This window comes from Tissierella sp. P1 (genome assembly GCF_002266425.1).
GTDB classification, from domain to species: domain Bacteria; phylum Bacillota; class Clostridia; order Tissierellales; family Tissierellaceae; genus Tissierella; species Tissierella carlieri.
The window spans coordinates 20,604-34,364 of sequence record NZ_NPMN01000038.1; the positions used below are offsets into that span (position 1 = coordinate 20,604).

The following is a 13,761-nucleotide window of genomic DNA, read 5'->3' on the forward strand; positions in this document are numbered from 1 at the left end:
TAAGGATTATCAGTTAATAACCCTTAGGTCTTTGAATTCTTATTTACTGTTCTTTAATGCCTCGGCACGTTCTTTCTCCCAAGTTTCAAGTGCTGCCTTATATTCTTCTGTATTCATAGGTTTCTCCATGATATGCTGTCCCTTATATCTGTTTGATGATACTCCAAATGGTGAATACTGAGATTCGAACGGATTTAATCTACCAGCTGCATATCCTCCCCCACCAAGTGCATAAGGAATAACAAAGGCTTCTTTGATTAAAAATGCTTCTGCTTCAGCAAATAATTCATAGCGCTTTTTAATGTCCATAACCTCTGCCTTGGCTTTATTTGTTAAGTTAGTATAGGTCTTCTCTCCATTGTCATCATTATAACCTTCAACAAATTCTGGGAAGTTATAATTTGCACCAGGAGTAAATGGATCTGTGTATGTTTCAGGATCTGCATAGTCAGGTCCCCAGTTACACTCTAAAAATGCATATTTTCCTGAACGTCTTACTTCTGATAAGAAGTTTGTAGGTGGTTTTGGATCTATTTGGATATCAATATAATCCTTTCCTAGTAGATTCTCCATTTGCTGTTCTATAACCTGTACTCTATTTGCCAATTCAGTTCCCCCTGAGTTATATGGCATATATACTATTATTGGAAATTTTGCTTTTCCCTTTAATTCTTCCATAGCTTTATCTCTATATTGCTTTGCCAATTCTTCATTGAATGAATCAGTATTTGCAAACTCTTTTAGACCTTCTAGCTCAGTATAATCTACTCCATCTAAGTCAACAAAACTCTTTGGCGTAATAGTATTTGATAACCTTTGCTCTGGATTATAAGGTTCTGATGTTATCATGGCAGATTTCCTATCTAATCCATGGAATAATGATTTACGGAAGTTTACATTGTTTACAGCAATTTTCCAGTTATCTGGTTCATACTCTGCATCGAATTTAGGATCAAAATTTAACGCATAAAAATAAGTATAGAATCCTGTTCTATTTGGTCTAACTGAATCTTTTTTAGCTGGATCTTTCATCCATTCTTCTACCAAAGAAGCAGGTATATCGGCATAATCAACTTCTCCACGTAAAAATAGCTCTGGTGCTAATGTTGCAGATTCTTGGTTATAGGTCTCCTTTATTTTATCTATGAATATGTTGTCCTTATCCCAGTATTGCTGATTTTTTACAAGAATTCTTCTAGTCTGCGGCTCAAAGGTTTCCATTACATAGGCCCCATTATATAGAATATTAGTATTATCTGTTCCAAATCTATCTCCTACCTCTGCTAGGAAATCTCCATTAACAGGCAAGAAACAAATATAGTTAAGCATCGATAAGAAATATGGTGTATTTTGTTTAAGAGTATATTCTAATGTGTAATCATCTACTGCTTTTACTCCTACTTGTTCAAAATCATCTATTTCACCATTGTAATACTCTTCTGCATTTTTAATTACACTATAGAATATATTTGCTGTTAGAGATTCATTATTTGGGTCTAGTAGGTACTTTGCAGCATCTACAAAGTCCTTAGCTTTAACTTCTGCATACTCCTTCCCCTCATGAGTAACCCATTTCACTCCTTGGCGAATCTTTAGAGTCCAAATTATTCCATCTTCTGAACTCTCCCATTCAGTTGCTAGACCAGGTATTGGAACCCCATATCTGTCATAGTCAATTAAGTTATCTACAAAATTAGCCGCTAAAGCGAATTCATTCTGATTTGCGGTCACTAAGTAATTTAATGTAGTGATTTCTCCTGAATAAACCGTTGAGTATTCTTGAGGCTTTGCTGCTTTATCAGGTGTTTTGGACGGATCATCTGACGAAGTATCCTTTGTATTTGGTTTTGAACATCCTGCCAAAATCATCATTATTGCCAACATTAAAGCTATTAACCTTTTCATCTTACTCCCCCTCTAATTTTTAAAAATTTATGTAGCCTTTAGTAAAACTTTCCTCCTTCCTATTAAGCTATGAAATTATCGATTAAGTAATAGTTTTTACATTGAGATAAATCAATTTCTTACTAACTACATATTAAGATAATGCAAATATTATACCACTTAAATTAGCAGATATCTGAAAGCAAGCAAACTGAGATATTAGTATATTCGCAAGATTTAGATAAGATTTTCTTATATGAATTATCAGATTATTTTAGCTACAATTCATTTGCTTTTCCGCATTTACGTAATATCAGTTAAAAGGGCAGAATTATACGTAATAGTAAATTAGTCTCACTAAGGTCAATTAGTTGCAATTACGACTTCGACTGCCACCTTTTCCCGAAATATGAATTTTTTCCGTTTTTAAGGACTTCTTAAAACCAAAATCTAAAAGCTTAAGTTTCCAATATTTTTAAAACCTAATCCCCACTCATCATTTAATGTAATTTTATAATCTTGGAATTGAGGTCCTCCATCAACTGGATCTTCTTTACATAATCCTGGTCCATCTAAATCAATTTTAGTAATTATACTTTTAGATGCTGCTAAATGGACTGCCGCACTAACACTTAGCTTGCTTTCCAACATACATCCTATCATACATTCAACACCATATATCTCTGCAACAGAGCATATCTTTAATGCATTATGAATACCACCAGTTTTCATCAATTTAATATTTATTAAATCCGCTGCTCTATTTTGAATTATCTTTACTGCATCAAATGGAGAAAATACAGATTCATCGGCTAATATAGGTGTGTTCACATTTTGAGTAACATATTTTAATCCTTCTAAATCATTAGCAGAAACAGGTTGTTCAACAAGTTCTATATTAAATCCCTTATCTTCCATTTTTCTAAGAAGCATAACTGCTTCTTTTGGTTTCCATCCTTGATTTGCATCTAATCTCAAATCTACGTTATATCCAACAGCATCTCTTATGGCTTGTATCCTTTTTATATCCATTTGTGAATCAAGTCCGACCTTTATCTTTAATGTCTTATATCCTCTCCTTACAGCTTCAATACTATCTTGTGCCATTTCCTCCGGATCATTTACGCTTATTGTCAAATCCGAAATTATTTCTTTCTTATATCCCCCTAAAAGCTTATATAGAGGTGATTTATGAAGTTGACCAAAAAGATCATATATAGCTATATCGACAGCAGCTTTGGCAGATGTATTCTTAATTAGAGACCTATCTATCCTGTTCATTATCTCTTCTATATTCTCAATTTCTAATCCTATTATTTGTGGTGCTATATAATCTTCTATAGCACATTTTATAGATCCTTTTGTATCACCTGTAATTACTGCTGTAGGTGCAGCCTCTCCGTATCCGATATGACCTGTATCAGTAATTATCTTAACTACAACATCTTCAATTTTATTAACTGTTCTAAGGGCTGTTTTAAAAGGCTTTTTAAGGGGTACTGATATTTGACCTACTTGTATCTCTTTTATTTTCATTTAAAAACCTCCTTTATAGCTTTTATAATGTAAATATCTCTAGAGGGATATCTAAATAAGGAGTGGGTTCTTCTACTCCATCGACGAAATGCCACCATTCATTCTCATATGTTCTAAATCCAACACTTGACATAACTTCATGGAGATAATTTACATTTTTTCGTGCTTCTTCCGTCATATTGTTTGAAGCAACCTTGGCGTTTTCTGTAAAATCATCGAAATCACTAGGCATTTCAAGCTCTTTTCCATTTCCATCTACTAAGGTTATATCTACTGCCATTCCATTATTGTGTCGTGGCCTAAATCCAGATGTAATTGGACTTTCAGGCGGTTTAGCCACATAAGGAGAATCTGGACAGGCTTCATAAAATTCTCTTTGCACATGCATCGGTCTATAAGCATCCCATACCTTAATGGTATATCCCCTTTCTTTGAATATCTTATTGGCTTTTACAAGCTTTTCCCCAGTTTCTCTTCTTATGGCACATACTGGAACTGGATACATCACTTTCTTTAGAAAGTTATCTTTTGTAGCATATTTTAATTCAATAATAAAACTATTGTCTAAATCTTTTAATAAAACTAGCCCTTCAATTTGTTTTATATTATTTTCTGCTATATCTTTCTTTGTCATATTAACTCCTTCCATATGGCAAATTTATTCTATATTATATTTCTTTATTTTTTCATAGAAAGTAGTTTTACTTATTTTTAAGGCTTCCATCGCCCTTTTTTTATCTCCTCTATAAAATGATAATGTTCTCTCAATAATTGATTTCTCATATTCTTCTAGGTACTCTTTCAATGGAACTATATCAACGCTTTTATTCTCTTTTTTATTTAACTTTAAGGTTATATGTTTTGAAAGTATGTTATTTCCTTCAGCTAAATTGACAGCTCTTTCTAAAATATTTTCTAACTCCCTTACATTTCCAGGCCAATCATAGTTTAATATTAGATTAATAGCTTCAGAAGAAATTCTTTTAGATTTACAGCCTATCTCATTGCAGATTTTTGGAAGCACTAGTTCAATCAATGCATTCATGTCTTGCTTTCTTTCCCTCAATGGCGGTATCCAAATAGGGAATACATTTATTCTATAATATAAATCCTCCCTAAAACTTCCCTTTATCATTTCATCTTCTAGATTTTTATTAGTAGCAGCAATGATACGTATATTTACTGTAATTTTTTCTGTACCACCAACTCTGTAGAAAGATTTTTCTTGAATAACTTGCAGTAATTTTACTTGTAAATTTGTAGATATGTCTCCGATTTCGTCTAAAAAAATGGTTCCTCCATTCGCTATTTCAAAAAAACCTTTTTTTCCTTCAGATCGTGCACCTGTGAATGCTCCTTTTTCATATCCAAAAAGCTCAGATTCCAACAATGTTTCAGGTATTGCACCACAATTCACATGAATAAAAGGCTTGTCTTTAAGCTTGCTATTCTGATGAATAGCCTGTGCAAGAATTGTTTTTCCCGTTCCGCTTTCTCCTAATATCAATACATTCGAATTAGTCTTAGAAGCCTTTAGTGCCATTCTCTTTACGTATTCAATTTGCTCACTATCTCCCACAAAATTAGGAAATGCTTTGTTTAGGGCTTTCTCCTCTTTTAGTTGAGATTCAGCCTTTTCTAGCTGATTAATTGCATTATCTCTTTCCATTATAATCTTTTTTATTTCTGAAATATCTTCTACCTTTAATGCTGCTCCTATCCTCTGCTTTTTGTCCTCCACAGGTAAAAGTGTACACATAGTAGGATATCCGTTGATTTCTTCAAATTTATCTATATAACTAATATCTTCTCCTTTAGCTACATTAAAAAATTGTTGGATTATAGAATCTGATTTGTGTATTTCAAAAATATTTTTTCCGATTACATCTAATGTTTCAGTATTCTTTCCTTTTGCCCTGTATTCTCTTCCTTTTAATATGTCATTGATACTTTCTCCCCTGGCAGTATATCCATGGGATTGGTAGAACTTCATCTGTTTCGTGACTCCATCTAAAACCACCATATGTCCTATTGCATTGATGTAGCTCAAGGTGAATTCTTCATCTCTAACCTTAATAAATATTATTTTATTTACAAAATCTATTTCAACTTCTATATCTACTTCTAAATAACTTGTTTTTAATTTTAAAACATCTTCCTTATGACCATTTTTTAAGGTCTTTAATACTGGATCAGTCATTCCATCTTTGCCAAATACGCCAATGACAATAATCGAATCTCCCATATCTATGTTATTATCCTTTACCCCCAAAGACTTTAATGAATCTGAATCCATCTTTCCATCATCCTGTCCTATGGAGTTATCTCCAATAATAACTATATCTCCAATATTAATTTTCCCTTTATCATGGTTAATTTGTCCATCATAACTTATTCCAAATATTTCCTTAGCTTTATTATTATAGATTTGTATTTTTCCTTCATTATCTATTACTATAAAACCTTCAGACATCATATCCGTAAACATTTTAACATAAGATTCTGAATTTAAAGACATTTGATCACCCTTTAGATATATATTGTTACTTAATTATATCATCATAGGCTGATTTCTTGTAGCATTGTTATATTTAAAATTATAATATAAACATTCTAGCTGTCATCAGTTCTTGAATATCCTTTGCTATATATTCCACTGTATGGTCGTCTATAAGTCTAGCTCCTGGATAATATCTTGCTTTATTAGCATCTTGATGCTCTGTAAATCTTATTTCCAACTTCAGCTCTTTTGGAGATTCTATTTTACATTCTTTAACATTTTTAATTCCTTCCTTTACTCCACTTTTTATAGATTCACATGCACAATTTGGATGCATGTTGAAGGTAGCACCACCTTCTCCACTTTTCACAGCCACAGTCTCTATATTTGGAACTAATTTTTTTGAGTTTTCACATAGTCTTTTATCTCCTGATAAAAATACTACTGGAACTCCATAATACGCAGATATCAATGAATTCATCGTAAATTCTGATGCTAATTCTCCATTGATTTTTAAATATGTAGCCTTCTTAGAATTCATTGTATGAGCCAATGGGTTTCCGCTTTCTCCAGCAGCTGAATGATACCCGATAAAAATTGTAGCATCAAAACTTTCATTTATACCTGCCATCATTGATTCAGGCGAAGAAGTCCATCCTCTTATTACTCTTGCCTCTTTAGGAAGCTTAGATATGTCTATATTTCTTCCAGAGTCGTGAGCATCCTTTACCACTATTTCTTTTGCACCCATTTCTATTGCCGCTTCACATGCCGCTATAGTTTCTTTAGTCATCTGACCAACTGCCCATGCATATTCTCCATGGCCTAATTCAGTTTCATTCCAATTAGTCACTCCAGTTATACCTTCAATATCTACGCTAATATAAATCTTCATCCTCCCACTCCTTTATTGTATATTTTCAATGCTAATCATATTTATAACCTTTAGACAGATTTTAATCTATCTATTAAGATACTTCTTTTTTCTGGTAATACATAAAAAATAATCTAAAATAAATTTAACAGATATAATATACATAGGTCATTTAATTATATATGAATATATGCAAACTATATGCCATTAGATAAATATGTTAATTTTCAACATTTTATAAACATCGGATTTACTTTAGGGCGAATTTCCCCCCCATTGCAAAACCCATTACCCCATAAGTTTAGATTCATTGTCTCTAGTAATATATGGTCTTTCTATTTAATATTACTTATTTAAAACATATCCAACAGTTCAAGCAAGGCCTTGGTTTGTAAAAGGACACCTATTCTAATACACTTTTCATCTGCCATAAAACATTCACTATGAATCGGTGCTGTCCAGCCTTTATCCTTATTTCCACATCCCAAATTATAATATGCCCCTTTAGTGTCTTGTAAAAAGAAGGAAAAATCATCTGCACCCATACTTGGAAACTCTTTAAATTTCACTTTATCCTTGCTCAATATACTTTCTGCCGTTTGCCTCAAAACATCAACTACTTCATCATTATTTATAAGAGCTGGATAGCCCTCTTCAAATTCTACTATTGCTGCTGCTCCATATGCTTTTGCTGTATTCTCTGTTATTTCTCTAATCCTATTTTTTGCAAATACTCTTGTATCTGGATCAATTGTCCTAAGAGTACCTGACATAATGACTTCTCCAGGTATTATATTATTTTTTATACCGCCATTAATTTGGCCCAATGTTAAAACAACAGAATTTAAGGGCGATATGTTCCTGCTTACTAAGGATTGTAAGGCTGTAATTATATATCCAGCTGTTACTATAGGATCTACGGATTGATCAGGATAAGCTGCATGGCTTGATTTACCAGTTATTTTTATAGAGAATTCGTTAGTAGCTGCATTCACTTTCCCATATTTAAATTCAACTTCTCCTGCATCTAAATAAGGCATTACATGTAATGATAACATATACTCAACATCTGGATTCTTTAAATACCCTTCCTCAATCATCTTTTTTGCTCCGCCTATGGTCTCTTCTGCTGGTTGAAAAAATATTTTTACATTTCCACAGATTTCATTCTCTATTTCTTTCAATATCTTTGCCACTCCCAGATGTATGGCTGTATGAATATCATGTCCACAGGCATGCATAACTCCCTCATTCACTGATTTAAATGGAATATCAGTTAGTTCTGTTATTGGTAATGCATCAATGTCTGCTCTAGCACCTACAGTCTTACCATCTTTCTTTCCTCTTATTATTGCTACAACACCTGTTTCAGCAACTCCCTTTACATGCTCGATCCCCCACTCATTTAGATACTCGCAAATTCTATCACTGGTTCTATACTCCTGCTCACTTAACTCAGGGTGCATATGAAAGTCTCTTCTTATGTCTATTAATTGGGAAAAAATATCATCAACCCTTTTTTCTATATCCATATTACTCTCCTTATTATATATAATTAATTATATTTACTATTTTTTCATCCTTAATATAGACCCGTGGTACTCGCATACCAATTCTACTCATTATCTCATTTTTATTTGTACTTCCTAGTAAAGAAGCATTGTGAATATCAAGAGTATTATTTATTCCGTCACCATATATAATAGCCTCATCGCCTTCACATACTTCTTCTATATCAGTTAAATCAACCATACATTGATCCATACAGATTATTCCAATTATTGGTGCTTTTTGATTACGAATTGTAATAAAACCTTTGCCTGTTAAATTCCGAGGATATCCATCAGCATATCCAAAGGGAACAGTCCCAATAATACTATCCCTTTCTGCTTTCCATACATAACTGTAGCTTACACCTTCACCTTTAGAAACTTTTCTGACATTATATACTTTTGTTTTTAATGCTAGTGCTTGTTTTAAATCTAAAGTTCCATAGTGAAACCCCTTTATACCATATATAATTGCCCCAGGCTTATCATATTCATCCTGAACTCTGGATAATCAACTGCTGATATACTATCTTCAATATGCTTATATTTAAATTTAATACCTCTTTCTTCAAGGCTCTCTATGACCTTTACGAGCTTTCTATATTGTTTCTCATCTTCTTCTTTGTTTGTTAGAGCCAAATGAGAAAATATTCCTTCTACATTTAGGTTTGGCAATTTAGAAATTTTTTCGATTTCGTCTATGCTTTCTTTCGAATCTCTAAATCCCAATCTATTAAATCCTGTATCATATTTTATATGAACAACAGGTATTTTATTATATCTATTGCCATAATCATTTAAAATTTCAGCTTGCCTATATGAAAATATGGTTTGAATTATATCATTTTTAACTACATGTTCCAAATATTTATCTGGAGTAAATCCCATAATAAATATCTTGTAATCTGAAAAATGTCGTCTAAGGTCTAATGCCTCCGTAAGAGTTGCTACAGCTAAATAATCCGCTCCATTTTCCATCAATTCTTGGGCCACTCCAACTGCACCATGACCATAGCCATTAGCTTTAACTACTGCCGCTATAGCTACTTCTTCTCCAACCATTTCCTTTATATTTTTCATATTATATATTATATTATCTAGATTAACCTCAAGAAAGGTATCGCGTAGTAGAAGTTCCATAGTTTATTCCTCCAAATATATTTAATACATAATAACAATTATATATCATTTCTCAATATGTCATCATAGTTTTCTCTTTTAACTATTAACCTGTCTTTTCCTTCACTTAACATGACTACAGCAGGTCTTGGGATTCTATTATAATTACTCGACATAGAATAATTATATGCTCCTGTTGATAGAACTGCTAGCATATCTCCTGTTTCTACTTTAGGTACTTTCAAATCCCAAATCAAAATATCCCCAGATTCACAACACTTTCCTGCTACAGTCACTACATCTGTTAATTCCTCTCCCGCCTTATTTATGACGATAGCCTCGTATTTAGCTTCATATAAGCTGGGTCTTGGATTATCGGGCATACCACCATCAATTGAAACATAAGTCCGTATTCCCGGAATTTCCTTAATAGCTCCTATCGTATAGATTGTAATCCCTGCTTCTCCTACTACCCATCTGCCAGGTTCTATTATTACTAAAGGTCTTTCTAACTCATATTCTTTACATCTATCTTCAATCTCTTCTATTATAGAATCTGTAAAATAGGCTAAAGGTTTTCTTTCCTCACCTTCAGAATAATGAATACCATATCCTCCCCCAGTATTTAACTCCTTGACGATAAATCCATATTCATCTTTTACTTTTTTCATTAACTGCATCATTATCTGAATAGCTTTAATATGATTTCCATTATCTGAAATCTGTGACCCAATATGAAAATGGAATCCAAGCAATTCAGTGAATTCCAATTTCAAAACCTTTTCCATTGCTGCCTTTATAGTTTTTTCATCTAGAGGTATTCCAAATTTAGAATCCACTTGCCCAGTTTGAATATACTTATGGGTATGGCTGTCGATACCTGGACTTATTCTAAATAGTATATGAACCTTTTTATTATATTTCTTTGCTATCTCTTCAATAATATCCATTTCTTCTAAGTGATCTACAACTATTCTTCCTACATTATTTTCTATTGCCAATTCTAGTTCATCTATAGTTTTATTATTTCCATGGAATATTATTTTTTCCATAGGAAACTCAACTTGAATTGCAGTGTAAAGCTCACCACCAGACACTACATCCATTCCTATAGCCGATTTTTTAATAATCCTGGCCATTTCCTTAGTTAGAAATGCTTTACTAGCATATACCGCCATTGTCTTGGGATGCTTATCCAGAAAATCTTCTCTAATCTCCCTCAGTCTATCTTTAATATAATCCTCAGACATTACATAAAGAGGTGTTTTATATTTTTCAGCTAATTTAACTGTATCACATCCAGCAAATATATAATTATTCATTTAATAACAACTCCTCCGCAAAATAGTTTCCAATATTAATTACAAGCAAAAAATATGCCAAGTAAATAAATAGCCTATTGCTAATATTTAACCTGGCATATTTGAAATTTTAGTAATATTTCTTCCTATTTCTCGTTTTTTTTCCGTCTTTTCGGAACTGTTCTTCGGAAAACTTCTTATTATTCTTTTCTATAGTTTTTCCGCAAAATTCTTTCCAAATTCTATACACCTTGATGTAGCTTCTGCATCTGGATTCCAAAGTTCTTTTATTCCTTCTTGTACTATCTCAAGTTTTGCATCCTTTAGCTTCTGCTCTATTACGGCTACGGACTCACCAGACCAACCATAGGAACCAAAAGCTGCTGACTTTTTATTCTTAAATCCTATTCCTTTTATCATCTCAAGAATCCCTGCTGTTGCATGCATTATACTCTTATTAACTGTAGAAGAACCAAATAATATTGCTTTAGATTTAAATAATTCAGTTATTACATCATTTTTATCTGAATTTGCTGCATTATATAGTTTTACAGTTACATCTTTATTCACTGATTTTATACCCTCTGAAATTGCCTCTGCCATTCTTTTTGTGCCATTCCACATAGTATCATATACTATTGTAATTTGATTTTCTTGATATGCATCTGCCCACTCTAAATATTTTTCAACTATTTGTGCCGGATTATCTCTCCAGATAATTCCATGAGATGTAGCTATCATATTAAGCGGCAGGTTAAACCCTAAAACCTCTTTAATTTTATTAGTGACTAATACACTAAATGGAGTTAATATATTTGCGTAGTATTTAACAGCCTCTTGATATAATTCTCCCTGATCTACTAAATCATTATACATTAAATCCGATGCATAATGTTGTCCAAAGGCATCATTACTAAATAATATATTTTCTCCGCTCATATAAGTCATCATACTATCTGGCCAATGAAGCATTCTTGCTTCTACGAATGTTAGAGTTGATTCTCCTATATCTAATGTATCTCCTGTCTTTACTTCTACAAAGTTCCAATCTTCATGGAAATGGCCTTTTAATATTTTTGCCCCGTTTGATGTACAATAGATTGGAGTATTTGGTATCTCCTTCATTAACAATGGTAAAGCTCCGCTATGGTCTATCTCTGAATGTTGCGCTATTATATAGTCTATTTCATTTAGGTCTATTTCCTTCTTTAATTTCTCAACATACTCTTCAGCAAATGGTTCCCAAACTGTATCAATAAGTACTGTCTTCTTGTCTCTAATTAAGTATGAATTATAGGAAGACCCCCTATGTGTCGAGTATTCATCTCCATGGAAAGTTCTTAATTCCCAATCTATCTTCCCTACCCATGTTACCTTATCAGTCATCTTAAAACTCATTGCACTACCCCCTTATAATTAATTATTTAATCCCATAATATATGTACCCATTTTATTGTAAAATATTATTATTTTGTTATTTATTATGAAATTAAGGGTAAAATCATAAAGAAAATATTTTGTGAGGTGAATATCTTGGAATCCATAAGAATAATGGTTGAAGAACATACCAATATTAGGAAAATGCTTAAAGTAATCAGGAAAATTTCCTATAGAGTTATGACTAACTCTGAATACGATATAGATGATTTACCAAGAATAATTGATTTTGTAAGAACCTATGCAGATAAACATCATCATGGGAAAGAAGAGGATATACTATTTCAGACAATGAATAAGGAAATTGAAAAATTAGCAAAATCAGGTGCTATTACTGGAATGTATATAGAGCATGATATGGGAAGACTTTACATGGCCAATCTTGAAAAGTCATTGGAAGAATTTAAGAATGGCAATGATGAAGCAAGACTTGATATTATAGCAAATGCCATTTCCTATACAGATTTATTGTATAGACATATAGAGAAAGAAAATACCGCCATGTATAAATTTGCTGAAAATATGTTAAATGATAGCAGTAAAGCTTTTATTGAGGATGAATGTAAAAAAGTAGAAAACTCCGCAACTGAGGCACGAATTCAAGAAAAATATATTACTTTAATAGAAGAATTGGAAAGTAAATATAAATAGAATAAACATAAAAAAGTGACCTAGGTAATACAATGCAATTACCTAGGTCATTTTTTTAATCAAACTATCTTTTACTTAACAAATTAGTTGACAAATGGTAAATTATAGTGTACTATTCAATTAATACACTAGTACAAATAAATTATAATACAAAAGGGGGATATCTGTGAAAGGATTTAGTGTAAAACAAAAACCAATTGCTTTAATTTTGCTAGCAGTTTTATTATCAACATTTTTATTCTCTAACATGTCTTATGCTGAAACAAAAAATTTAAGAGTTGGAGAAACTTATTTTGGATTCAAACTAATTGAACAAAAGCATCTAAAAGAATTAGATTCCGTTGGTAGGATTTTTCAACATGAAAAAAGCGGTGCTAGGTTACTTCAAATAGAAAATGATGATGAAAACAAAGCGTTTTCTATTTCTTTCAGAACACCAGTTGAAAACAACAAGGGGATTCCCCATATTTTAGAGCATGTGCTCTTAAATGGAGGCTCAGAAAAATTTCCCGTAAGAAATCTATTTTTCGAGATTGTAAAGGGAACTTTGACCAAGAATCTAAATGGACTTACCTATCCAGACAGGACTACTTATCCATTTTCTAGTATGAACGATAAAGAATTCAATGACTTACTGGATGTTTATCTCAGTGTAGTTTTTAAACCTGCCTTTTATAAGGATGAAAAGTTCTTTAAAGTTGACGGGTGGCATTATAGCATTGAGGATAAAAATGCACCTCTTCAATATAATGGTGTTGTATATAACGAAATGAAAGGAGCTTTGTCATCTCCTGACTCACAGCTACATTATTCAATAATGCAAAACTTATATCCAGACACTAATTATACTTACTTATCTGGAGGAAATCCTCCCGATATACCAAGTTTAACTTTTCAAGAAGTAAAAGA

Annotated in this window: 12 protein-coding genes; 2 read left to right on the plus strand and 10 right to left on the minus strand. The window is 32.3% G+C overall.

Annotation, left to right across the window (positions count from 1 at the left end; all coding sequences use genetic code 11):
• Positions 1-39: 39 nt before the first annotated feature.
• The 10 genes from CIW83_RS19325 to CIW83_RS19365 form a co-directional block, all read right to left on the minus strand.
• On the minus strand, positions 40-1,905 hold the full coding sequence (locus CIW83_RS19325) for a peptide ABC transporter substrate-binding protein (RefSeq protein WP_094904104.1): 1,866 nt from the start codon (positions 1,903-1,905) through the stop codon (positions 40-42).
• Positions 1,906-2,334: 429 nt separating this feature from the next.
• Positions 2,335-3,420 (minus strand): dipeptide epimerase, encoded by a 1,086-nt coding sequence (locus tag CIW83_RS19330; protein WP_094904105.1) that lies wholly within the window; start codon positions 3,418-3,420, stop codon positions 2,335-2,337.
• Positions 3,421-3,442: 22 nt separating this feature from the next.
• Complete coding sequence (locus tag CIW83_RS19335) at positions 3,443-4,054, minus strand: M15 family metallopeptidase (protein WP_158220183.1); 612 nt, start codon at positions 4,052-4,054, stop codon at positions 3,443-3,445.
• A gap of 24 nt (positions 4,055-4,078) precedes the next feature.
• Complete coding sequence (locus tag CIW83_RS19340) at positions 4,079-5,938, minus strand: sigma-54-dependent Fis family transcriptional regulator (RefSeq protein ID WP_094904107.1); 1,860 nt, start codon at positions 5,936-5,938, stop codon at positions 4,079-4,081.
• 79 nt (positions 5,939-6,017) lie between these two features.
• Positions 6,018-6,815, minus strand: coding sequence for a M55 family metallopeptidase (locus CIW83_RS19345; protein WP_094904108.1), 798 nt, complete (start codon positions 6,813-6,815; stop codon positions 6,018-6,020).
• Between the two features lie 332 nt (positions 6,816-7,147).
• The gene (locus CIW83_RS19350; protein WP_094904109.1) at positions 7,148-8,326 is read right to left on the minus strand and encodes a M20 family metallopeptidase; all 1,179 of its coding nucleotides are present in this window, start codon (positions 8,324-8,326) and stop codon (positions 7,148-7,150) included.
• A 13-nt stretch (positions 8,327-8,339) separates the two neighbouring features.
• On the minus strand, positions 8,340-8,816 hold the full coding sequence (locus tag CIW83_RS23370) for an alanine racemase C-terminal domain-containing protein (protein ID WP_201260057.1): 477 nt from the start codon (positions 8,814-8,816) through the stop codon (positions 8,340-8,342).
• A complete protein-coding gene (alr, locus tag CIW83_RS23375) occupies positions 8,801-9,484 on the minus strand; it encodes an alanine racemase (RefSeq protein WP_201260054.1) in 684 nt (227 codons plus the stop codon). Before alr ends, CIW83_RS23370 begins: the two co-directional genes overlap by 16 nt.
• Positions 9,485-9,522: 38 nt before the next feature.
• Entirely contained in the window at positions 9,523-10,785 is a 1,263-nt protein-coding gene (gene lysA / locus CIW83_RS19360) for a diaminopimelate decarboxylase (protein WP_094904110.1), read from the minus strand.
• A gap of 189 nt (positions 10,786-10,974) precedes the next feature.
• Entirely contained in the window at positions 10,975-12,162 is a 1,188-nt protein-coding gene (locus CIW83_RS19365; protein WP_094904111.1) for an anaerobic nitric oxide reductase flavorubredoxin, read from the minus strand.
• A gap of 135 nt (positions 12,163-12,297) precedes the next feature.
• Here CIW83_RS19365 and CIW83_RS19370 point away from each other — a divergent pair, with 135 nt between their 5' ends.
• Both CIW83_RS19370 and CIW83_RS19375 read left to right on the plus strand, forming a co-directional pair.
• Positions 12,298-12,852: a hemerythrin domain-containing protein gene (locus CIW83_RS19370; RefSeq protein WP_094904112.1), complete on the plus strand. Its 555-nt coding sequence runs from the start codon at positions 12,298-12,300 to the stop codon at positions 12,850-12,852.
• A 166-nt stretch (positions 12,853-13,018) separates the two neighbouring features.
• Positions 13,019-13,761, plus strand: a 743-nt coding sequence (locus tag CIW83_RS19375; protein WP_201260055.1) for an insulinase family protein, incomplete at its 3' end; no start/stop codon positions are given.